Source organism: Rhizobium sp. KDH_Rht_773_N, from assembly GCF_052946295.1.
Map to the genome: position 1 here is coordinate 2440446 of NZ_CM129525.1, position 23466 is coordinate 2463911.

Here is a 23466-nt window from a genome sequence, read left to right on the forward strand (position 1 = left end):
AAATCTTTTAATTAAATTTTTTAAGGCTGCCGCTGCACTGCGGCAGTCCTTGACCAGCTTCACGCGTTGCCTGGAGGAGGAGACGTGGCGCAGAAGATCAAGCTTTCGACGATTGCCGAAACGCTCGGCATATCAACGGCGACCGTTTCCCTGGCCTTACGCGACAGTCCCCTTGTAGCCGGCAATACGCGGGAGAAGATCAAGGAACAGGCACGCGCACTGGGCTACATCTACAACCGCCGCGCCGCCAGCCTGCGCACCTCGCGCTCCGGCATTATCGGCGTCGTGGTCCACGACATCATGAACCCGTTCTACGGCGAGATCCTGAAGGCGATCGAAAGCGAGCTCGACCGCAGCCGCCACACCTTCATCCTTTCCAACCATTACGATTCCGTCGAGAAGCAGCGCACCTTCATCGAGACCCTGCTGCAGCTCGGCGGCGACGGGGTGATCATGTCGCCGGCAATCGGCACGCCGCCGGAAGATATCCAGCTTGCGGAAGAGAACGGCATGCCGGCCATTCTCGTTGCCCGTTCGATGGACAGCCAGGACGTGCCGACCTATCGCGGCGACGACAGCTACGGCATCTCGCTTGCCACCAACCACCTGATCGGCCTCGGTCATCGCACCATCGCCATGATCGGCGGCACGGATCAGACCTCGACCGGACGTGACCGCTATCAGGGTTATGTCAACGCGCTGCGCAAGGCCGGCATCGAGGTCGATTCGAACCTGCGCATTCCCGGTCCCCGCTCGAAACAGGGTGGTTTCGAGGCGGCCGTGCATTTCCTGTCGCTGCCGCAGAAGCCGACTGCGGCCGTCTGCTGGAACGATCTGGTTGCCATCGGCCTGATGAACGGCATTGCCCGTGCCGGCCTCGTACCCGGCAGCGATATCTCGGTCACCGGCTATGACGATCTGGAGGAGGCCTCGATCGCCACGCCGGCGCTGACCACCGTCTGGAACGGCCAGACGGAGGTTGGACGTCTTGCCGCCCGCGCCCTACTTGATCGGCTTGCCGGCAGCCATGAACCCGATGGTATCCATCTCATCAAGCCGGAAATGCGTATCCGCCAGTCCACCAGCCCCTATCGGCCGCGTACCTGACCGCCGAAGCCAAGAGGAAAAGCCATGTCCCGTATTGCCGTTCTCGTTCCCGGGAAGATGCATGATCGCGTCCTTGCCCAGCTAAAGGATCGCTTCGAGGTCATCAGTGTCGAACGCAAGGAAACGCTCGATCTCGATACCGAGACGGCGAAACGCATTCGCGGCGTGGCGGTCAGCGGGGCTTTCCCGGCCGCCTGGTTCGAGCAGCTGCCCAATATCGAAATCGTCGCGAGCTTCGGTGTGGGATATGACGGTATCGATGCCAGGCTTGCAGGTTCGAAAGGCATCATCGTCACCAATACGCCCGATGTGCTGAACGATGAAGTGGCCGACACGGCGATCGTGCTTCTGCTCAACACCGTTCGCGAGCTGCCGAAAGCGGAGAACTGGCTGCGGGCCGGCAACTGGAAGCCGGGTGCCGCCTATCCGCTGACGCGCTTTTCGCTGAAGGGCCGGCATGTCGGCCTCTACGGTCTCGGCCGGATCGGCCTGGAGATTGCCAGGCGGCTGGAGCCCTTCAAGGTGAAGATCAGCTATCACACCCGCTCGCGCCACGCCGATGCTCCCTATGATTATCACCCGACCTTGAAGGGGCTCGCGGAGGCTGTCGATACGCTGATTGCGATCGTGCCGAAGACGCCGCAGACGCATAAGACCGTCGATGCAGAGGTTCTGTCTGCGCTCGGCCCCGACGGCATCGTCATCAATATCGGCCGCGGCTGGACGGTGGATGAGGATGCTCTGACCGCCGCGCTGACTGCCGGTACGATCGGTGCGGCCGGGCTCGATGTCTTCTATGACGAGCCGCATGTGCCGGCCGGCCTGCTGGCCGCGCCGAACACGGTGCTGGTGCCGCATGTCGGCTCCGCCTCCATCCCCACACGCAACGCCATGGCGGATCTGGTGGCACGGAATCTCATCGCCTGGTTCGAGCAGGGCGAGCCTGTCACGCCGGTAGCGGAGACACCGGTCAGGAAGTAGAACGAGGCTCCCTCCGCGAAGGCGGAGGAAGCGCTTCGCTTATTCCTATTTTGCCTTTGGTCTTTTTCCCGTTTCCCACTTGGTCGGTCGGGAAGGATTGGCTATGCTTGACCCGGTCGCACCATTCCCGGCGACCGTGATTGTCATCGGCGGCGTCTCGCCGTCTCAAGCTTATACATCGCGATTTGATCGGGGAGCGTCTGCTCCGCCCGGCGCCTTTGTGCGCCGGCAGCCGGCACTTTCTGGAAGGAGGCAGAAATGGATTATCGCAAGCTCGGTCCCAGCGGGGCCGTCGTCACCGCCTATTGCCTGGGTACCATGACGTTCGGGAAGGAGTCCGATGAGGCGGCTTCCTTCAGGATACTCGACGACTACTTCGCCTGGGGCGGCAATTTCATCGATACCGCTGACGTTTACAGCGCCGGTGCATCGGAGGAGATCATCGGCCGCTGGCTGAAGGCCCGCCCGACCGAGGCAAAGCAGGCCGTGATCGCCACCAAAGGCCGCTTCCCGATGGGGGATGGACCGAACGATATCGGCCTTTCCCGCCGTCACCTCAATCAGGCGCTCAACGATTCGCTGCGTCGCCTGGGTGTCGAACATATCGACCTCTACCAGATGCATGCATGGGATGCCCTGACGCCGATCGAGGAAACGTTGCGCTTCCTCGACGATGCCGTGCGTGCCGGCAAGATCGGCTATTACGGCTTCTCCAACTATGTCGCCTGGCACATTGCCAAGGCTTCCGAGATCGCCAAGGCGCAGGGCTATACGCGGCCGGTGACGCTGCAGCCGCAATATAACCTCCTCATGCGCGACATCGAGCTTGAGATCGTCGATGCCTGCCAGGATGCCGGCATGGGCCTGCTGCCCTGGTCGCCGCTGGGCGGCGGCTGGCTGACCGGCAAATACAAGCGCGACGAGATGCCGACGGGGGCAACGCGCCTCGGCGAAAATCCCAATCGCGGCGGCGAAGCCTATGCGGCCCGCAATTCGCAGGAGCGGACCTGGGATATTATCAACGCAGTGGAGGAAATCGCCAAGGCGCGCGGCGTCAGCATGGCGCAGGTGGCGCTGTCCTGGGTGGCGGCGCGTCCGGCCGTGACCTCGGTTATCCTTGGCGCGCGCACGTCTGAGCAGCTCGCGGACAATCTCGGGGCAGCAGAATTCGTTCTCACGGTAGAAGAAACAGCAAAGCTCAATGAGGTCAGCGCGCCAACGCCGGGGCAATATCCCTATGGCGTCAACGGTACGAACCAGCGTCACCGCAAGATCGAAGGCGGCCGCTGAGCCGGCCTGCCAGAATGGAAGGGCCGCCGGGGCGATCCGGCGGCCGTTCTGTTTCAGGCAATTGCCTGCGCCGGCCGCGCCGGCAGCTTGCTGGCGGCGTAATCCCTGACCGCATCGCCGAAAGCGGTGAAGAGCCTGTTCGAGGGCTTGTCGGTTTCTGCCCAATATTCCGGATGCCACTGCACGCCGACGGCAAAGGCCTTGGCATCTATGACGGAAACGGCTTCGATCGTGCCGTCCTCTGCGGTGGCTTCCACCTGCAGGCGCGGGGCGGTCCTGGCGATCGCCTGGCGATGCAGGGAGTTCACACGGATCTCGCCGGCGCCGACGATACCGGCAATGCAGGAGCCTTCCTTGATGAAGACGCTCTGGCGGATTGCATACATGCCGTCGCGGTCGCTGACATCGGGTTTGCGGTGATCCCAGATGCCCGGCTGTTCCTGGATTTCGCTGGCAAGCGAGCCGCCGAGCGCAACGTTCAGTTCCTGAATGCCGCGGCAGATGGCGAGAAGCGGGATGGCGCGGTCGATGGCGCGGCGGATCAGCGGCAGGCTGGTGGCGTCGCGGGCGGGATCGAAGGGGCCGTCGGCGTCGGTGGCTTCGATGCCGTAGAGCGAGGGGTGCACATTGCTGGCCGAGCCCGACACCAGCACGCCGTCGACGCGATCAAGGATCGCATCCGTCTCGTATCCTTCTTCGAAGGCGGGGATCATGAAGGCCATGACGCCGGCGGCATTCAGCGCCGCGCGCAGATATTGGTGCTGTACGGCATGCCAGGTTGCGCCGTCGAGGCTGCGGATATCGGCAGGAATGGCAACGATCGGTTTCGTCATTTTCACCCCGGAGAAAACACTATCGCACGTTTCTGCGGCCAGAATGGCCGGCAAGTCAACGCTTGGATGCAGGTGGTGGCCAAATTGCGGCGCAACAAGCGGCGCTAACAGGCGCCGCACCGGCTAAGCCGCTGATTCCGATGGATGTGCGGGTTGCGCCACAGAAGGGTCGTGATCCCAAAGACTAATAGACTAAAGCTTGAAACGCGTCTTGCGCCATGCTTAGCTTTGCCGTTACTGCGGGTAGGGGTGAGGATCGACCGCGCAGTGCCATCTATACGGGAGGTTTTTGATGGATCGTCGTTCATTTATGAAAAAGGCGGGAACAGCCGGCGCCGGTGCCGTTGCCGCGACTGCTCTGGCAGCGCCTGCAATTGCGCAGGAAAATCCGAAGATTGCCTGGCGCATGACCTCGTCGTTTCCGAAGAGCCTGGACACGATCTACGGCGGCGCCGAAGATATCGCCAAGCACGTTTCCGATGCCACCGACGGCAATTTCACGATCCAGCCTTTCGCAGCCGGCGAGATCGTACCCGGCCTGCAGGCCGTCGATGCGGTGGCGGCGGGCACTGTCGAGGCAGCCCACACCACTTCCTATTATTTCGTCGGCAAGGACCCGACCTACGCCATCGGAACGGCCATTCCGTTCGGCCTGAACAGCCGGTTGACCAATGCCTGGTTCTACGAGGGCAACGGCAATAGCCTGATGAACGAATTCTATGCCACGCAGGGGATGTATGCCCTGCCGGCAGGCAATACCGGCGCCCAGATGGGCGGCTGGTTCCGCAAGGAAATCAATACGCTCGACGATCTCAAGGGCGTCAAGATGCGTATTGCCGGCCTTGCCGGCCGCGTCATGGAGAAGGTTGGCGTCATCCCGCAGCAGATCGCCGGCGGCGATATCTATCCGGCGCTCGAAAAGGGAACGATCGATGCGGCAGAATTCGTCGGCCCCTACGACGATTTGAAGCTCGGCTTCCACAAGGTAGCAAAATACTACTATTACCCGGGCTGGTGGGAAGGCGGCCCGACGGTGCATGCGTTCTTCAATCTCGACAAATGGAGCAGCCTGCCGAAGCACTATCAGGGAGCGCTGACCGACGCCTGCGCTTATGCCAACACCAACATGCTGGCAAAATACGACACGAAGAACCCGACTGCACTGAAGCAGCTTGTCGCCGAGGGCGCGACCCTGCGCCCGTTCAGCCAGGAGATCATGGAAGCCTGCTTTCAGGCCGCGATGGGCATCTACAGCGAAATCTCGGGTACGAACCAGTATTTCAAGAAGATCTACGACGACCAGACGGCCTTCAAGAAGGATGCCTATCTCTGGATGCAGCTCTCGGAATATACGTTCGATACGTTCATGATGATCCAGCAGCGCGCGGGCAAGATCTAGGCATCCTGCCGCTTCTTTACCGAAACCGATCTCGAGAGCCCCGGGTGACAAATCCGGGGCATTTCTTTTCGCACGCGCGTTTCCGTTTTCCCCAAATACGGGGACGGCCTATTGCGCGGGTGGCGGCGGAGGAGTGCTCGGCAGCGCCGGCAAGGTCAGGCCCGGAATCTGCGGCGTGCCGTTGCCGCCGCCCGGTTGCCCCAACGACGGCAAGCCGAGCTGGCCGCCGAAACCCGGTACTTCGATCTTGATGGAATTGGGGTCCACCTTCGGTCCGTGGTCCAGCCAGTAAGTGACCGATTGCGGCCAGAAGATCACGATCGCCACGAGAATGAGCTGCATGCCAACCCAGGGCAGGGCGCCAAGATAGATGTCCCTGGTGCGGACATCGCGGTTGGCGATGGAGCGCAGGTAGAAGAGCGCGAAGCCGAAGGGCGGGTGCATGAAACTCGTCTGCATGTTCACGCAGATCAGCACGCCGAACCAGATCAGGTCGATGCCGAGATTGGAGGCGACCGGCGCCAGCATCGGGATGACGATGAAGGCGATCTCGAAGAAGTCGAGGAAGAAGGCGAGGATGAAGATGAAGATGTTGACGAAGATCAGGAAACCGACGGGACCGCCGGGGATGCCCGAGAGCATATGCTCGATCCAGCGCGAACCGTCCATGCCCTGGAAGACCAGGCTGAAGCAGGTCGAGCCGATCAGGATCATCACGACCATGGTGGTGATGTGCATGGTCGAGCTCATGGCTTCGCGGATCAGCGGCCATGTGAGGCGGCGGTGGAGGGCTGCGAGCACCATGGCGCCGACGACGCCAAGGGCGCCTGCTTCCGTCGGCGTGGCGAGCCCCATGAAGATGGTGCCGAGCACCAGAAAGATCAGCACGATCGAGGGGATCATGCCCCAGAGCACCTTCATCAGCAGCGCCCAGTCGAAATCGCCGCGCACTTCCTTCGGCAGCGGCGGCATCGCCTTCGGGTTGACGATGGAGAGAACCAGAATATAGCCGACGAAGATCGCCACCTGCAGGATCGAGGGGCCGATTGCGCCGAGATACATGTCGCCCACCGAACGGCCGAGCTGGTCGGCCAGAACCACCAGCACCAGCGAGGGCGGAATGACCTGGGTGATCGTGCCCGAGGCGGCGATAACGCCGGTTGCAAGCCGGGGGCTGTAGCCGTAGCGCAGCATGACCGGCAGCGAGATGACGCCCATGGTGATGACGGAGGCTGCGACCGTACCGGTGATGGCGCCCAGCACGGCGCCGACCAGGATGACGGCATAGGCAAGGCCGCCGGGAATGGAGCCGAAGAGCTTGCCGGTGCCTTCGAGCAGATCTTCGGCGAGCCCGCAACGTTCCAATATGGCGCCCATGAAGGTGAAGAAGGGGATGGCGAGCAGGAGATCGTTGGAGACGATGCCGAAGAAGCGCAAGGGCAGCGCCTGCAGAAAGACCTCTCCGAAATGGCCGGTCACGATGCCGATGATGCCGAAGAAGAGGCCGACGGCGGCGAGCGAGAAGGCGACGGGGAAGCCGTAGAGCATGAAAATGACCATGCCCAGGAACATCGCCGGCGGGATGATACCGTAGTCAAACAAATCCGTTCCTCCGGGGCCGGGTTACTGCAGCGGCTTTTCGTATTTCGTATCGATCTTGATCGCGCCGGTCAGTGCGGCGATCCTCTTGATCAATTCCGAAACGCCCTGAAGGGTCAGAAGCGCGAAGCCGGCAAAGAGCATCAGCTTCACGGGCCAGCGGATGAGGCCGCCGGCATTGCCGGAAATTTCACCCTGCTGATAGGCGAGCAGGAAATAGGGCCAGCAGAGAATGGAGAGGAAGATGCAGGCGGGAATAAGGAAGACGATGAGGCCGACAATGTCGATCCAGATCTTCGCCGTGTCGGAGACGGAGCCGTATATCAGATCGACGCGCACATGCTCGTTCTTGCGCAGCGCATGCGAGGCGCCGAGCATGACGACAAAGGCGAAGAGATACCACTGGATTTCCAGCCAGCCGTTCGAACTGTAGTTGAAGGCGTAACGCACCATCGCATTGCCGGCGCTGATCAGGCAGCAGGCCAGCACCATATATTCAGCCAGTTTGCCGATGAACTCGCTGATCAAGTCGATCAGCCGACTGGCGGCCAAGAATACCGACATTCGCCTCCCCTTATTGTCTTGCCGCTTTCGGCAGTTCTCCCTTTGGAACCGGTGTAAACCAGGGTTTTTGAAATTGGAAGGATAAATGCCCCGCCTTGGATTATAGTCTTATGCAGCCAAGTGCCTGTGATCGCAGAGAATATTTCGGCAACTCAGGCGTGGATGTTTTTTTCAATAATTTCGCGACAAAGCTGCAATATCCCGTGTCGGATGTGCTGTTCATCCTATGGTTTTAGAAAAATTGACCAAATGTTTGAACTGTTTGAAATCAATTTTTAAAAGGTTCGGATTACATTTCCCGCGCACAGGGAAAGTATGGATGAAGCCACATAACCCGAACAGGGTCCCTAAGGATGTGTATCTGTCGTTTGTGAGTTCCCTGTCCGGGAACCGGATGACGCTTCTTGTTGGCGTGATCGTGCATGTTGCGACGTGCCTTGCCGTGGCTGCCAAGACGCAATATTCCATCTACATCCTGCTGTCGGCCGCCTTCCTTCTGGTTTTCGGCGTTCGCATGGTCATCTTCCGCCAGTTCGATCGTGTCGACAAGCAGAACCTGTCGCATGCCGGAATCGAGCGTTGGGAGCGGATTCTCGTCGCCAGCGGAGCTTGCACCACCGCGCTCCTCGGCATCGCCAGTGGCTACGCCATCTTCGTCGTGCATGATTCCTTTGCGGAGCTTGCCTGCATTTCCGTCACCATGGCGACCATGGTTTCCGTCGTCGGCCGCAACTACGGCTCGCGCTTCGCGGTCGATCTCCAGACGCTCTTCTGTTGCCTGCCAATGATCGTCTGCAGCCTCCTGGCCTTGGATTTCTATCGCGGCGTGCTTTCGATCTTCCTCATTCCGTTCTGGCTGACGACGCGGGCCATGGCGAACGGCGTGCGCGAATTCCTCTATGAGAACGTGATAGCGCGCCGCGAGATTGCCTCGATCGCCGACCGCTTCGATACGGCGCTGAACAACATGCCGCACGGCCTTGTCATGGTCGACGCGGAAAACCGGATCCAGGTCATCAACCGCAAGGCTTGCGAACTCCTGAAGATTGGCGCGCCGGACAGGCTGAAGGATCGCGATCTCGGTGCCGTCCTGCGCTATGGCGCGCGTTACAGCTTCATGGACGCCTCGCAGCCGGAACTGATCCTGCGACAACTGACGCAGGTCGCCGAAGGCAGTCTGTCGCGTACCCTCATTCACTTTCCTGAAGGACTGTCGCTGGAATTCTCTGCGAGCCGGCGCGCGGATGGCGGCGCGGTATTGATCTTCGAAGATGTTTCGAGCCGTGTGAAGGCCGAACAAAAGATCCTGCATATGGTGCGCTTCGACGCGCTGACAGGTCTGCCGAACCGAGAATATTTCGGCAATCTCGTGCAGGATTATCTCGCCAGACATTCGAAGAAGCGGGGTCCGCTCGGCTTCATGATCCTCGATATCGACGAGTTCAAGCATGTCAACGACATGCGAGGCCACGTGACCGGCGACCACCTGCTCTGCGCCATCGCCGTGCGGGTCAAGGAGATGGCCGGTAATGCCATCGTTGGCCGGCTGATGGGCGATCAGTTCATTCTCTTCTTCCCGCATGCGCGCGACAAGCAGGTGCTGGATGCCGACATCCGCAAGCTGCACGCGGCGGTCCAGGGCCAATATGAAGTCGACGAGGTCACGTTCCTCGTCTCGCTCAGCGCCGGTTACGCCGTCCTTGAAAGCGATGCCTTCGCCATGGATGAATGGAGCGTCAAGGCCGACCTTGCGCTGTTCGACAGCAAATCGCGGCTCAAGGGCGGGATCACCGGTTTCGAGCGCGAGATGGACGGCCGCTATATCGAGCAGCAGAAGCTAAAGGCCGATCTGCGCGATGCTGTGGACGCAAAAGCGCTGCACCTCGTCTTTCAGCCGATGTTCAAGGCCGACGGCACGCGTATCGAATGCGCCGAGGCGCTTGCGCGCTGGGTGCATCCGGAAAAAGGCGCCATTCCGCCCGATGTGTTCATCCGTCTTGCCGAAGAGATGGGCATCATCTCGCAGATCACCCGTTTCGTGCTCTTCAAGGCCTGCCAAGAGTGCATGACCTGGCCGGAGCACATCGCCGTTTCGGTCAATCTGTCGGCGCGTGATCTGCGCGATGCCGATATTCTCTCGGTTGTTTCCGAAGCGCTGGCGCAATCCGGGCTTGAAGCTTCGCGCCTGCACCTGGAAATTACCGAAAGCAGCTTGATCGACGAGCCGGCCGTCGTCCGCGCAATCCTGGCCGAGCTGCGCAGCCGCGACATCACCATTGCCATTGACGATTTCGGCACCGGCTTCTCCAGCCTCAGCTATCTCGACACGCTGCCGCTCGATATCGTCAAGATCGACCGATCCTTCGTGCGCAACGTCGTGGAGGATACGCGCCGCCTGAAGCTTCTGCGCGGCACGGTGCATCTTGCCCGCGAGCTCGGACTCAAGATCGTCGTCGAGGGGGTGGAAACCCACGAGCAGCTGGCGCTTCTCAACAAACATCGCAGCACCGACCTGGTGCAGGGTTACGTCTTCTCTCCGCCCGTTCCCTCCAAGGAAATCGGCATCCTTTCCCAGGCCCTTACGCGCCGCACCTCGCCGCGCCGCCGCAGCAAGGTCGCCTGACAAGGCTCTGCCCGATGATGTGGCGGCGACGGTGGTCGTTAACCTTAATAATTCAAATACGCCCAAAACTTTCGTCAAATCTTGCACTTTAACGAATGAGGCATGATTAATGACCCGTTAACAACGGGGTGCATCATGGCGTCTGTCCCTTTGAATGCGAGCGACTTTTCGAAGAAGGTCCTCGAAATTCTTGATAATGTCGAATATCGCCGCGTCGAAAGCAGCGAAGACATGGAAGAGGTGGAACGGTTGCGCTACAAGGCCTACAAGGCCCACGACGCACTGTCGCTTGCCCCGGGCGGCCTGTTGGACGATGTCGATTTCGACAGCCATGCCTATATCTTCGGTCTCTACTATTACGGCGAACTGGTCAGTACGATCCGTATTCACCATGTAACGCCCGACCATCGCGTCAGCCGGTCGGGAGAGGCCTTTCCGGAGGCGATGGATGAGCTTCTGGATGCCGGGCTGACCTTGATCGACCCGGCGCGTTTCGCGGCCGATCCGGAGATCACCGCCAACATGCCATGGATCCCCTATCTGACGCTCAGACCCGCCATCGTTGCGGCTGCGTATTTCCGCGCCAACCGCGTTATTCAGTCCGTCCGGCCTCCGCATGCCGCTTTCTACAAGCGGGTCTTCTATGCCGATACCATCGTGCCCGGCCGACTGGCGGAAAGTTACGGGGTCGACGTGACGCTGATGGCGACGAATGTGATCGAGGTCGGACGCAAGCTGTTGACGCGCTACCCCTTCTTCATCTCCAGCGCGAGCGAGCAGCGCATGATGTTTTCGCGCAATCCGAACGACACGCTGCCGCCCCTCACCATCATTCCGACGGCGCGTTTCGTGCCGCCAGGCGAACTTGGCACCGATCTGCCGCTGTGATTTCCCCTTCTTCGCGATCGAGAGGCGATGCCCGTAGGCGCAGATGAGGGGTGGGCGGCGGCCGAATACCGCCTCTGTCGCGTGACCTCATTTCATCCGGCCGTTGCGGTCGTCTTTTCGTCCGGATGGGGTTGCTGCGGGGCGCGCCTGCGGCATTCTCATGCATTGCGCTTTCGCCTGTCATTGTGTAATCCCTGCGGGTAGGGGATTTGCCTCGCCGAGGCGGGGGAATCAGGTAGCGCTAAGGCATTTCAGGGAGACGATATTCATGGCCGAACATCATACCGGACCGGTCGAGACCGGCGCGCCGATGGACTACAGCGAACATGAAAAGACCTACAACATGTTCATTACCGGCACGAAATACGGAACGATGGTTCTTGTCGCCCTGATGCTTGCCATGACTGCCGGTTTCTTCGGCGGCGCCGGTTTCCTCGGCGGCATCCTCGTCTTCCTCATCATCCTCGTCGCCGGCATCTTCCTGCTCCGCTAGAACGGCTCGCGGGAAGACAAGGTCTTCCGAACTTTGTGATGTAGATGCTTGGCCCGCGCAGGCAAGCAGCCTGCGACGGTCCAGCTGACCCGGAGGAGGGGGCAGTTGGCCAATATCGTTTTCGTAGCAAAGGAAATCACTGGCGATGAGACACGCGTTGCCGCGTCCGTCGAAACGGTGAAAAAGATAAGGTCGCTAGGCTTCGATGTCGTCGTCGAAGCGGGCGCCGGAACGCTGTCGCGCATTCCGGACAGTGAATTCGAAGCCGCAGGTGCCACAATCGGCACGTTTGCAGATGCGGCGTCCGCCGATGTGATCCTCAAGGTCCGCCGGCCGAGCGAAGGAGAAATTTCCGGCTACAAGACCGGTGCTGTCGTCATCGCCATCATGGATCCCTATGGCAATGACGAAGCGGTCGCCGCGATGGCCCGCGCCGGCCTTTCCACCTTCGCCATGGAACTGATGCCGCGCATTACCCGCGCACAGTCGATGGACGTGCTTTCGTCGCAGGCAAATCTCGCAGGCTATCAGGCGGTTATCGAGGCGGCAGTCGTCTATGACCGCGCCATGCCGATGATGATGACGGCGGCCGGCACCGTTCCTGCCGCCAAGGTTTTCGTCATGGGGGCGGGCGTTGCCGGCTTGCAGGCGATCGCGACGGCGCGTCGTCTCGGTGCTGCCGTTTCGGCAACGGATGTTCGCCCCGCGGCAAAGGAACAGGTTGCATCGCTCGGCGCGAAATTCATCGCCGTCGAGGACGACGAGTTCAAGGCGGCGGAAACGGCCGGCGGTTATGCCAAGGAAATGTCCGCCGACTATCAGGCGAAGCAGGCGGCACTCGTGGCCGAACATATTGCCAAGCAGGATATCGTCATCACCACGGCCCTCATTCCCGGCCGTCCGGCGCCGCGGCTTGTCTCACGCGCCATGCTGGCCGCGATGAGGCCGGGTGCGGTCGCTGTCGATCTCGCGGTCGAGCGCGGCGGCAATATCGAAGGCGTCGTGGCCGGTGAGATCGCCGATGTCGAAGGCGTGAAGGTGATCGGCTTTGCGAACATGGCGGGCCGCGTGGCGGCCAGCGCTTCTGCGCTCTACGCCAAGAACCTCGTCACCTTCCTGGAGACGATGGTGAACAAGGAAACGAAATCGGTCGTGCTCAACCTCGAGGACGAGCTCGTCAAGGCGACGATGCTGACCTATGCGGGCGACGTCGTTCATCCGGCATTCGGCGGCGCCAAGAAGGGGGATAACTGATGGCCAGTGAAGCAATGGACAAGGCGCTGGAGCAGCTCGACCAGGCCGTCACCGCAGTCATCACTGCGGCAGCCCAGGCACCGGAAGCGGCAAGTGCCGCAACCGGCGGGGCGATCGACCCTTTTGTCTTCCAGTTCGCGATCTTCGTGCTGTCGATCTTCGTCGGCTATTATGTCGTCTGGTCGGTGACGCCGGCGCTGCATACGCCGCTGATGGCTGTCACCAACGCGATCTCTTCTGTCATCGTCGTCGGCGCGCTGCTTGCGGTCGGCATTTCGACCAGCGGGCTTGCGACCGGTTTCGGTTTCGTGGCCCTCGTGCTGGTCTCGGTGAATATCTTCGGCGGCTTCCTCGTCACGCAGCGCATGCTGGCGATGTACCGCAAGAAGGACAAGTGAGGCCGCACGCATGACCAATATCGCAGCCTTCCTCTATCTCATCTCCGGCGTCCTCTTCATCCTGGCGCTGCGCGGCCTCTCGCATCCCGCCACCAGCCGCAAGGGCAATCTTTACGGCATGATCGGCATGGGCATCGCGATCCTCACGACGCTGGTGCTGGCGACGCCGAACTTCGGCGGCTTCGTGCTCATCATCTTCGGCCTTGCCATCGGCGGCAGTGCCGGCGCCTATATTGCCCGCACCATCGCCATGACCTCGATGCCGCAGCTCGTCGCCGGCTTTCATTCGCTGGTCGGCCTTGCCGCGGTACTGGTCGCCGCATCGGCGCTCTACACGCCGGGTTCGTTCGGCATTGGCGAGATCGGCCAGATCCATACCGAAGCGCGCATCGAAATGGCGATCGGCGTGGCGATCGGCGCGCTGACCTTCACCGGTTCAATCATTGCCTTCCTGAAGCTCGACGGGCGCATGTCCGGCAAGCCGATCCTGCTGCCCTTCCGGCATCTGATCAATATCGCCCTGCTGGTGCTGATCGTGCTCTTCGTCATTGGGCTCGCTGCGACCGAGAGCCATTTCGATTTCTGGGCGATCGTTGCACTGTCGCTGGCACTCGGCGTGCTGCTGATCGTGCCGATCGGCGGCGCCGACATGCCCGTCGTCGTGTCGATGCTGAACTCCTATTCGGGCTGGGCTGCTGCCGGCATCGGCTTCACGCTCGGCAATCTGGCGCTCATCATCACCGGCGCGCTGGTCGGCTCGTCCGGCGCTATCCTGTCCTACATCATGTGCAAGGGCATGAACCGTTCCTTCATCTCCGTCATCCTCGGCGGTTTTGGCGGCGAGACGGGTGGCGGCGCGGCGGATAGCTCGGACAAGACGGTCAAGCTCGGTTCGGCCGAGGATGCGGCCTATCTGATGGCGAATGCCTCGAAAGTCATCATCGTGCCCGGTTACGGCATGGCGGTGGCGCAGGCACAACATGCGCTGCGCGAACTCGCCGACAATCTCAAGAAGAACGGCGTGGAAGTGAAATACGCGATCCATCCGGTCGCCGGACGCATGCCGGGCCATATGAACGTGCTGCTTGCAGAGGCCAACGTGCCCTATGACGAAGTCTTCGAACTTGAGGACATCAACTCGGAATTCGCCCAGGCCGACGTCGCCTATGTCATCGGCGCCAACGACGTCACCAACCCGGCGGCGCGCGACGACAAGACCTCGCCGATCTACGGCATGCCGATCCTTGACGTCGACAAGGCCAAGACCTGCCTCTTCGTCAAGCGCTCGCTCGGCTCGGGCTATGCCGGCATCGACAACACGCTTTTCTACAAGGACGGCACGATGATGCTGCTTGGCGACGCCAAGAAGGTGACGGAAGAGATCAACAAGGCAATCGCCCACTGATGAAAAACCCGCTTCGGCGGGTTTTTCATTTATCACTGCGCTGCGGCCGAACCGGCCCAGGCTGCAGCCGAAACGACCGCCGCGGCAATCACGGTTTTCCCGAACATGGTCCTTCTCCTTTCGAACGACCTGCTCGAAATAGCGGTTGCCGTGATTGTTCCGGCTGGGCTACTCGCGCTCCATCATCCCGCGCTGGGCGGTGAGGATCCAGACGAGACCCTCCGGGCGGAAATCGACATCGACCGTGCCGCGGAAAGCCGAAGCGGCATGCGCCTTGATGACGGTGGTGCCGAAACCGGTGCGTGCGGGCGGTTTGACCGGTGGGCCGCCGCTTTCAGTCCAGGTGAAACGCAGCATGTCGTCTTCTATCGGCTGCCATTCGAAGCGCACACGACCCTGTGGCACGGAGAGCGCGCCGTATTTTACCGAATTGGTGGCGAGCTCGTGCAGCGCCAGGCCGAGATTCTGCACGGCGTCGGGCTTGAGGACAAAGTCGGCGCCATCGATTTCCACCTGCTCGCGGGCCTGCGGGAAAGCCTGGAGATGTATATCGATGACACGATGCAGCGAGACCCCGGACCATTGTTCGCCCGTCAGCAGCTCGATCGAACGTACAAGCCCTTCAAGGCGATGGGCGACCGCCAGCCGGAATGTCTCGACGCTGTCGGATTGCTTGGAAAGTTGGCGCATCATGGCGAGAACGAGCGTCAGCAGGTTCTTGGTGCGATGAACCAGCTCATGCATGACGAAGCGCAGCCGGTCTTCGCTCTGGCTGCGATCGAAAGAGGCGTTGGAAAGCGCAATCGCCACCTGATTGGCCTCGATGACGCTGGTTTCGACCGGCGAGACGATATGGCCGTCGCCGAGCCGGTTCGCCATGTCGGCGATCTCGCGGATCGTGGAGCGGACCTGGCGGCCGACGGCATAGGTGGCGAGTACGGCAACCAGCAGCAGCACGAGGCCGCCGATCAGCAGGAAGCGCCAGGTGCTGAGGATCGGCGCCTGTGCGGTGGCGATCGGTCCCCATACGACAGTCTTCCAGGACCAGCCGGAAATCTGCGCATAACCCAGCAGGGCATGCGGGAGAATATCGCTGTCTTCGAAGACGCCGCTTGAGGCGACGAGCGAAGGCAGGATGCGCGGGTCGAAAGGTTCGCCCGGCTGCAGATTGGCAGGGCCGCGGCTTGCTACGACATGGCCGCCCTGATCGATCACCGCCGCCGACCAGCCGGAGGCAAGGCCCTCCGTGGTGACGAGTTTGGCGAGGTCGTTCGCATTCTGGGTAATGATCAATGCGGCGACAGGATCTTCGTCTCGCGGCAGGGTGACGTTATAGACCCACATGCCGCTCGTTACGCCCTTGAAGACATCGGAGGCTTCGATACGGCCGGACTTCATCGCCGCTTCGAGAGCCGCGATGTTCGTCGTCTTGCCAAGCGGCGTGCCGAAGGGGCGACGGGTGTTCAGAAACTGCTGTCCGGTCCTGTCGACGGCGATGACATAAAGCGTATCGCCGCGCAGCGCTGTTTCGGTGCGATTGTAGAAAGATTCGTAGTCGCCGCTTTCCAGCTCCGGCGAGGAGGACAGCAGGCGCAGCGTCGTCGCCATATCCTGCAGCTGACGGTCGATCGTGCGTGAGAGGGCGAGTGCATCCTGCGCGGTTTCGCGCTTGAGCGTAGATCGCTGGTTGTCTTCCAGCTGCATCAGCAGAAGGGCGACGAAAGCGAAGATCGGCAGCGCGATCGCCACGGCCATGGCGACGAGATAGGTTCCGATCGAAGCTTTCGGAAAAAGGCGTGCGGCGAACCTCATCGATGTCGCCTCCGGACTGCCGGGCCTTGATGCTGGGGAAGCTCGGTTTCGCAGGGTCTAACGAAAGCAAGAATCCGCATCAATCGCCAACGCCCTCACATTCGTATCGCCCAATAGCCCGCTATCAAAGCAGGGTCATGTTAGGGGCCGGGGCATTGCGTTGCAACCTACTAAAATAGTCAGGTGCAAAATCGTCGATTTTTATGGGTTATCCTGCGTCGGCGAAGCGCTGCAGCCGGAAGGGGCCGAGGCTTTCGTCACCCTGGCCTGACACAAGTTCGTCGGCAGCAAGCAGGCCCGCAAGCGGAGCAAGCGTAACGCCGGAGTGCATCACCGCGGCATAGAGACCGGGCAGGCCGGCATTTCCGATGATGGGAAAACCGTCAGCCGGTGTCGGGCGATAGCCGACGGTGAAGAAATCGAGTTTCAGATCGGCATTGTCGATGAGGGTCGCCTTTACACGGGCGAAGAGGTCCGCCGCACTTGCCCGATGATCTTGGCCGGGATCGCCGCCGGCGAAATCCGAGCCGGCGATGATCCGGCCTTCCGCCGTCTGGCGCATGTGCAGATGCGGCGTCATGACGAGGCCGTTCAAGCGTTTCGAGACGGGGCGGGAATGCACGATCAGGCCGGCCGGGGTGGAGAGCGGCAATGTGACTCCCGCCGAGGCCGCGATCGGAACCGAACCTGCGCCTGCGGCCAGCACGACATGATCGGCTTCAAGCACGCCTTCCGACGTCACGGCGCCGACGATTCGTCCGGCGCTCTGCAGCAGTCCGTTGACCGTGGCATGAACGAACGTGGCGCCGCGCGCTTCGGCATCCGCAAGCAGCAAACGTGCGGCGGCGACAGGCTCGACCGCGCCTTCTTCTGCCACATGGAGGGCGAAATCGGGATATTCGCCAAGGCCGGGTTCGAGCAGCGCGCTTTCTTCCCGGTTCAGCCGGCTGATGCCGTAGCCCCACCGGCCGTACTCATCGGCATAGGTTTCAAGATCGGCTGCCGGCATATCCCAGGAGAGGCTGCCGCACCAGGCGAGCGGCAGGCCGGGCAGTTCGCGGGCCAGCCGTTTCCACTCGGCCATCGCCCGGCGGCGGAAATGGAAATAGAATTCGGGATTGCCCCAGCTGGCGTTGATCCAGGCGAAGGAGCAAGGCGTCGCCACGCCGCCGCGTTCTTCGCCAATGACGGTGACTGCTGCGCCCTTGCGAGCGAGATGCCACGCAATCGAGGCGCCGATGATGCCGGCGCCGACGATGATCACATGCTGTTTCGCTGCCATCGTCGCCGCCTCTTGCCAATCATCCGTCAGCCGGTGGTGCCGCCGACACGGGCAAGTCCATCCCGGGCGGGCTGGTACTTCGGATCGAGGCCGACAGCATGGCGATAGGAGCGGATCGCCTTGTCCTTCTCGCCGCGGCGCTCGTAGACGAGAGCCTGGTTTGCCCAGGATTCGGCGAGGTTGCCGTTGAGTTCGATCGCGTGGTTGAAGTCGGCGAACGCGTTGTCGTCGTCATTCAGGGCGATATAGGAAATACCGCGGCCGTTATAGGGTTCGGGCGAATTCGGCGAGAGCGAGATCGCCTTGGAGAAATCGTCGATCGCCTTATCCTGCTGATTGCGCTTCTGATAGATCAGGCCGCGATTGTGATAGGCGCGACCATCCGTCGTGCCGAGCTGGATCGCGCGTGAGAAATCGTTGAAGGCCTGATCGTCCTGGCCGGCCATGCGGTAGACGTTGCCGCGGCCGATATAGGCGACATCATAACTCGGATTGATCTGCAGGGCGGCATTGTAATCGGCGATCGCCTGCGGCTGCTGGCCCATGTTGCGATAGACCAGCGCACGGTTTGCATAGGCCTGGAAGAAACGCGGGTTGAGCTGCAGCGCGGTGTTGAAGTCGTCGAGCGCCTTGCGGAATTCGCCGGCGCGGCCGTAAGCCGAGCCGCGGACATTGTAGCCCTCGGGATCGCGCGGATTGGCGTTGATGACCGCCGTCAGCGATGCGATGTTTTCCTGGGAGCCTTGCGCCTTGTCGATGCGGATCACGGCATCGGATGTATTGGTCGTTTCGCAGCCGGCAAGGCCAAGCGCAGCGGCAAGCGCCAGCGAGGCAAGTATGACGGATTTCTGCGAACGCAAGGAGCGGGACGGATAGAAGTTCATGACAGCCATTCGGGCTCGCTTTCCCCATGCATCATATCCGGCGAGGCGGATATGCAATCTTCAGCGGCAAACTAAAAAGGCGGCGGCGAAACCTATCGCCCCCGCCACACATGCATCTGAAAACGTCGAAAAAACGACGGCACCGCCTTAGCGTGCAACCAGACCTTCACGCTGAGCGCGCTTGCGGGCCAGCTTGCGAACACGACGAACAGCCTCAGCCTTTTCGCGAGCACGCTTCTGCGACGGCTTTTCGTAGTAGTCGCGCATCTTCATTTCGCGGAAAATGCCTTCGCGCTGCATCTTCTTCTTGAGAGCGCGGAGAGCCTGGTCGACATTGTTATCGCGGACAAGTACCTGCACGAGAATCACGTTCCTTTGGTTTGGTTGATGCCGAAAGGCGGCGCAGCGCCTCGGGCAAAAAAATAACGTTCGCGCGGCCGCAGCCTTGCGATTGGTGATGCGGGATACCAGATCGACGGAATGAAGTCCATACGGGATATGCGATCGGGCTGAAAAATCCCGTGAATGCCCTTGCGACGCTAGGAATGCGCCGTCTCGGTCCTGGTTTCGTCCAGGGCGGCGATTGCTTCCTTCAGCGCGGCGATGACGCGGGAGCGGTCGGCCGGCTCAAGCCGCGCCATGTCCAGATGCAGGTCGAGGCCCGCCAGGTGTTCGCTCAAAACGCGGCTCTTGTGATCGGCGCCCAGCATCAGCCCGTCCACGGCGTAGGGTACGATCTCCCGCTGGATGCCCTTCATCGTGATCGGCGGCAGGGGGTGCGCATCGACGATATCCTTCACCAGCGCGTAGGTTTCGTAGCTGATGACGATCTCGCCGCCCTGGGCGATCGATTGCAGGCGCGCGGCCAGGTTCGCTTCCGCGCCGATGATCGTATAGTCCATGCGGTCGCTGCTGCCGAAATTGCCGACATTGCAATAGCCGCTGTTGATGCCCATGCGCACCACGAAGGGCTCTTCGGTGCCGTTCCGGCGCCATCTCTCTTTCAGTTCGCCGAGTCGGCGCTGCATGTCTACGGCCATGCGCAGGCAGGCCTTGGCATCTTCTTCCGCTCCCTTGGTTTCCGGATCGCCGAAGAAGACGAGCATGGCATCGCCGATGAACTTGTCCACCGTGCCGCCGTGTTTGAGCGCGATCGTGGACATTTCGGTCAGATATTCGTTCAGCATTTCCGTCAGCGCTTCCGGCTGCAGGCGCTCGGTCGTGGCGGTGAAATCCTTGATGTCGGAGAAGAAGATCGTCAGGCGCTTTCGCTCGGTATGGACGACCACGTCCTTCTGTCCGCTGAAGATGCTCTTGTAGATCTGCGGCGAGAGATAGCGCGAAATCTTCAGGGAAACGCTGGCGAGGAACTCGTTTGCAGCCTCGAGATCGCGGTTTGCGCTGTGGATGATGCGCGTCTGCTGGCGCTGCAGAACGACGAAGCTGATGCCGATGATGGCGACGAAGAGGAAGTAGCAGAGCAGATATTTGAACGCGAGGACGTTGCTCGCATAGGGCTGGCGGATGATGACTTCCTGGATGCCGCGCACGTCGCCTACCTTCCAGTCCTTTTTCGGGCTTTCAGGGTGCGTATTGTGACAGGCGACGCAGGCCTGGCCCATGATCACGGGCGTGATGAGCCGCAGCGTATCGGTAAACCCGACACGGGTGAGATCGGTCAGAGTCTGGCTCGAATTGGCGCGCAGGGATGCGAGCGAGGCCGTCTCGAAACCGTCGAGATCGTGGGGTGCGCGATTCCTGAAAGGCAGGTCGGAGAGGAAGCGATAGGTGATGTTGGCCTGCTGTTCCTTGATGACGTCGCCGAGTTCCAGCGAAAGCGTGGCGGGCAGCGGTATGGCGCCTGGAATATTGGCATAATTGTGCGAGACGACCGTGCTGCTGACGTCGCCCGCCTGATGGGCGGCGAGCACCCGGCCGACGACATTCGCCGAATAGTAGGAGCGTATGCTGGTTACGAGCGAACTCATGTCCCGCGCCTGCCGGCGCAGGGCGCTCTCGGACAGGTCGCTGATGTCGAGCCAGACGGCGAGCGGCAGCCCGGCCAGCATCGCCAGCACGACGGCGATCAGCCAATAGCCGCTTCTGCGGGCAGCCGAGGCCGCATTTTGCGCAGTTGTTGCCGTGGTTGCTCCTTGCGGATCTGCCATGGCTCATCCCCTCGAGATCGATCGAATTGTTAACGTCCCCAAAGAGACAGAACCATTTCGCCGCACGCGCGGCAAGACCGGTGCTCAACGGTCGAGCCGAAAGCCAGGACCAAATCTGGACGTAATTCCAGCCGTGTTGCAGCTGCATCGCAGCGACGATGCCCGGCCGGCGCCGATCGCAGGATTCTGCAGCGCCTCCTTTTTGTTTTTCAGCTTGTGAACATGAGCGAATGGTCTTTGGCTTCAAACAGGCGTAGCCTGCCCGCAACGGGATGGCTCCCGGAGCCGGCTCGAGGGGAGGCGGGACCGCATGACGCGATTGCAGCAGATCGGTGTGCTGATCGGCCTGACCATTGTGGCCGCGCTTACTATGTTCCGGGCAGGCGATCCGCCCGTGCTGAGGCAGGTCCGCGACGTTACCTTCGACGAGTATCAGCGCATCGTGCCGCGCCGCTTCGAGGCGATGCCGGTCCGCGTGGTCGATATCGACGAGGCTTCCCTGCGGGAGTTCGGGCAGTGGCCGTGGCCGCGCGACAGGCTGGCCATGCTGGTCGATCGTCTCTCCGGGATGGGCGCGGCGGCCATCGCCTTTGACGTCATCTTCGCCGAGCCCGACCGGATGTCCCCACGCAACGTCCTTCGGGAGGTGGAAGGGATCGATCCGTCGCTGGCGGCGCAATTGCCCGACAACGACGCGATCTTTGCACAATCGATCGAAGGAAAGCCCGTGGTTCTCGGCTTCGGCCTTTCCAATGCGGGCAACTACAAGCCGCCGGTAAAGGCGGGCTTCGCCTTTACCGGCGAAAGCCCGCTCAGCGCACCTCCGCATCTTGACGCTTCGACCCCGCTTCGGCCGGGGCTGGAGGCGAATGCCGCAGGGCTTGGCCATGTCAGTCTCAATCCCGGCAGTCCCTCATCCGTCGTGCGCGCGGTGCCGCTGTTCCTCAGCGACGGCGAGCAGTTTTATCCCAATCTTGCGATCGAGGCGTTGCGTGTCGCGCAGGGTGCCTCGACCTATCTACTGGCTGGGGCGCCCGACCGGGCGGGGATCATCACCTCCGCGAAGATCGGCGATTTCATCGTTCCGCTGACTGCTGCCGGGGAGATCTGGCTCTATGTGACGCCGAACCGGGCAGAGCGTTATGTCTCGGCCGGAAAGCTGCTTGCCGCCGGCGGAGTGGCTCCCGATGTCGCCGCGCAGATCGAAGGCAGCATCGTCTTCATTGGCACTTCGGCAGTCGGGCTGCAGGATATTCGCACCACCGCGCTCGGGGAAAACGTGCCGGGTGTTTCGCTGCAGGCGCAGACTGTCGAGCAGATCCTTTCCGGCCGCTACCTGTCGCGGCCGGACTGGGCCGACGGGCTGGAGATCGTCTCTATTGCCGTGCTCGGCCTCCTGCTCGTCATCATCACCACCTTCGTCAGCCCGGCCGTGGCGCTGGTCTGCGGCCTTGCGATCACCGCGATGGCGCTTGCCGCCTCGTGGTTCTGCTTTCTCTATGCCGGCCTGCTCTTCGATCCGCTGGCGCCGATCGTCAGCGGTTCCATCACGCATTTTGCGGCAACATCTTTCCGCATCCTTGTCATAGACCGGGAGCGGCGGGAGGTGCGGCGCGCTTTCGGCCACTATCTTTCCCCCTCGCTGCTGCACCGGATCGAGCACACGCCCGACGCGCTGAAGCTCGGCGGAGACGAGCGCGAACTGACCATGATGTTTGTCGACGTGCGCAATTTCACCGAGATCAGCGAAAGACTGACGCCGATTGCCGTCGTCCAGTTCTTGAATACGCTGCTCGATGCGCTCAGCCGCCATGTCGTGGGGAACGAGGGAACGCTCGACAAGTTCATCGGTGATTCCATCATGGCTTTCTGGAATGCCCCGGTCGATGTTTCGGACCATGCGGCCAAGGCGCTCCGGGCGGCGCTTGCCATGCGTGAGACGCTCGCCGAACTCAACGCTCGAGATGCTTTCGGTTTCGGCAGCGGCCGGCAGGTGCGGATCGGCATCGGCATCCATACCGGCCTTGCCTGTGTCGGCAATATGGGCGCGAAGACACGCTTCAACTATTCGGCGGTCGGCGATGCCGTGAATGTCGCGGCGCGCATCGAATCCTGCTGCAAGGACGTCGGGTTCGATATCCTCATCTCCGACAGCACGGCGCGGGCGCAGAACGGGGCGGCGCTTCTGGAGGCTGGCGCTGTTCCGCTCAAGGGAAAGAGCAGCCGGACGCAGATCTTCGCCGTGGTCGGCGACGAGAAGGTCGCGGCCTCGCCGGAATTCGGCGCCCTGCATCTCGTCCATGAGGAGGTGATGGGCGCCTTGCGCGAGCGTTCGAGAAACAGCCGCAAGCTGATCGGCGCAGCCAGGCTTGCCGGGCTACAGGTGCTGCCCGGTCTCACGGAATTCTACGAGAGCATTTCGGGGAGGAACGATCATTTCCGGGAGGAGATCGGCCTGCCGGAAAAGCGTGCCGTCGAATAGTCGC

General features: G+C 61.5%; 19 protein-coding genes. 11 read left to right on the forward strand and 8 right to left on the reverse strand.

Annotated features, from left to right (window positions below; genetic code table 11):
- Positions 1–84: 84 nt before the first annotated feature.
- From ACU8HS_RS12215 to ACU8HS_RS12225, 3 genes are all read left to right on the forward strand, one after another.
- Positions 85–1107: a LacI family DNA-binding transcriptional regulator gene (locus ACU8HS_RS12215; RefSeq protein ID WP_447014476.1), complete on the forward strand. Its 1023-nt coding sequence runs from the start codon at positions 85–87 to the stop codon at positions 1105–1107.
- Between the two features lie 24 nt (positions 1108–1131).
- Positions 1132–2088, forward strand: coding sequence for a 2-hydroxyacid dehydrogenase (locus tag ACU8HS_RS12220; protein WP_447014477.1), 957 nt, complete (start codon positions 1132–1134; stop codon positions 2086–2088).
- Positions 2089–2346: 258 nt separating this feature from the next.
- Complete coding sequence (locus ACU8HS_RS12225; RefSeq protein WP_447014478.1) at positions 2347–3378, forward strand: aldo/keto reductase; 1032 nt, start codon at positions 2347–2349, stop codon at positions 3376–3378.
- A 53-nt stretch (positions 3379–3431) separates the two neighbouring features.
- On the opposite strand, the gene ACU8HS_RS12230 is transcribed toward ACU8HS_RS12225, so the two are convergent.
- Positions 3432–4211, reverse strand: coding sequence for a gamma-glutamyl-gamma-aminobutyrate hydrolase family protein (locus tag ACU8HS_RS12230; RefSeq protein WP_447014479.1), 780 nt, complete (start codon positions 4209–4211; stop codon positions 3432–3434).
- 292 nt (positions 4212–4503) lie between these two features.
- Between ACU8HS_RS12230 and ACU8HS_RS12235 the strand changes: the two genes are divergently transcribed.
- Complete coding sequence (locus ACU8HS_RS12235; protein ID WP_447014480.1) at positions 4504–5610, forward strand: TRAP transporter substrate-binding protein; 1107 nt, start codon at positions 4504–4506, stop codon at positions 5608–5610.
- Between the two features lie 108 nt (positions 5611–5718).
- On the opposite strand, the gene ACU8HS_RS12240 is transcribed toward ACU8HS_RS12235, so the two are convergent.
- The gene (locus tag ACU8HS_RS12240) at positions 5719–7212 is read right to left on the reverse strand and encodes a TRAP transporter large permease (protein ID WP_112563669.1); all 1494 of its coding nucleotides are present in this window, start codon (positions 7210–7212) and stop codon (positions 5719–5721) included.
- Positions 7213–7233: 21 nt separating this feature from the next.
- On the reverse strand, positions 7234–7773 hold the full coding sequence (locus tag ACU8HS_RS12245) for a TRAP transporter small permease subunit (protein ID WP_112755837.1): 540 nt from the start codon (positions 7771–7773) through the stop codon (positions 7234–7236).
- Positions 7774–8092: 319 nt separating this feature from the next.
- On the opposite strand from ACU8HS_RS12245, the gene ACU8HS_RS12250 reads away from it, so the two are divergent.
- The 6 genes from ACU8HS_RS12250 to ACU8HS_RS12275 all read left to right on the forward strand — a co-directional run bounded on the left by ACU8HS_RS12250 (position 8093) and on the right by ACU8HS_RS12275 (position 14834).
- A complete protein-coding gene (locus tag ACU8HS_RS12250) occupies positions 8093–10396 on the forward strand; it encodes an EAL domain-containing protein (protein WP_112703750.1) in 2304 nt (767 codons plus the stop codon).
- A 135-nt stretch (positions 10397–10531) separates the two neighbouring features.
- Entirely contained in the window at positions 10532–11284 is a 753-nt protein-coding gene (locus ACU8HS_RS12255) for an N-acyl amino acid synthase FeeM domain-containing protein (protein ID WP_447014481.1), read from the forward strand.
- Between the two features lie 268 nt (positions 11285–11552).
- Positions 11553–11777 carry an aa3-type cytochrome c oxidase subunit IV gene (locus tag ACU8HS_RS12260; RefSeq protein ID WP_112563679.1) on the forward strand — a complete coding sequence of 75 codons (225 nt, stop codon included), beginning with the start codon at positions 11553–11555 and terminating at the stop codon, positions 11775–11777.
- A gap of 105 nt (positions 11778–11882) precedes the next feature.
- On the forward strand, positions 11883–13031 hold the full coding sequence (locus ACU8HS_RS12265; RefSeq protein ID WP_447014482.1) for a Re/Si-specific NAD(P)(+) transhydrogenase subunit alpha: 1149 nt from the start codon (positions 11883–11885) through the stop codon (positions 13029–13031).
- Positions 13031–13429 carry a proton-translocating transhydrogenase family protein gene (locus tag ACU8HS_RS12270; RefSeq protein ID WP_007817406.1) on the forward strand — a complete coding sequence of 133 codons (399 nt, stop codon included), beginning with the start codon at positions 13031–13033 and terminating at the stop codon, positions 13427–13429. The genes ACU8HS_RS12265 and ACU8HS_RS12270 overlap by 1 nt, the downstream gene beginning before the upstream one ends.
- 10 nt (positions 13430–13439) lie before the next feature.
- Complete coding sequence (locus ACU8HS_RS12275) at positions 13440–14834, forward strand: NAD(P)(+) transhydrogenase (Re/Si-specific) subunit beta (protein WP_113412891.1); 1395 nt, start codon at positions 13440–13442, stop codon at positions 14832–14834.
- A 168-nt stretch (positions 14835–15002) separates the two neighbouring features.
- Here ACU8HS_RS12275 and ACU8HS_RS12280 read toward each other — a convergent pair whose 3' ends face one another.
- The 5 genes from ACU8HS_RS12280 to ACU8HS_RS12300 form a co-directional block, all read right to left on the reverse strand.
- A complete protein-coding gene (locus tag ACU8HS_RS12280; RefSeq protein WP_447014483.1) occupies positions 15003–16646 on the reverse strand; it encodes a sensor histidine kinase in 1644 nt (547 codons plus the stop codon).
- A 208-nt stretch (positions 16647–16854) separates the two neighbouring features.
- A complete protein-coding gene (locus ACU8HS_RS12285) occupies positions 16855–17928 on the reverse strand; it encodes an NAD(P)/FAD-dependent oxidoreductase (RefSeq protein WP_447014484.1) in 1074 nt (357 codons plus the stop codon).
- Positions 17929–17954: 26 nt separating this feature from the next.
- Positions 17955–18821 carry a tetratricopeptide repeat protein gene (locus ACU8HS_RS12290; protein WP_112703745.1) on the reverse strand — a complete coding sequence of 289 codons (867 nt, stop codon included), beginning with the start codon at positions 18819–18821 and terminating at the stop codon, positions 17955–17957.
- Positions 18822–18959: 138 nt separating this feature from the next.
- Entirely contained in the window at positions 18960–19172 is a 213-nt protein-coding gene (gene rpsU, locus ACU8HS_RS12295) for a 30S ribosomal protein S21 (protein ID WP_003585885.1), read from the reverse strand.
- Positions 19173–19351: 179 nt separating this feature from the next.
- A complete protein-coding gene (locus tag ACU8HS_RS12300; RefSeq protein ID WP_112703744.1) occupies positions 19352–20980 on the reverse strand; it encodes an adenylate/guanylate cyclase domain-containing protein in 1629 nt (542 codons plus the stop codon).
- A gap of 310 nt (positions 20981–21290) precedes the next feature.
- Here ACU8HS_RS12300 and ACU8HS_RS12305 point away from each other — a divergent pair, with 310 nt between their 5' ends.
- Positions 21291–23462, forward strand: a complete 2172-nt coding sequence (locus ACU8HS_RS12305; RefSeq protein ID WP_113412895.1) for an adenylate/guanylate cyclase domain-containing protein — start codon at positions 21291–21293, stop codon at positions 23460–23462.
- Positions 23463–23466 lie beyond the last annotated feature (4 nt).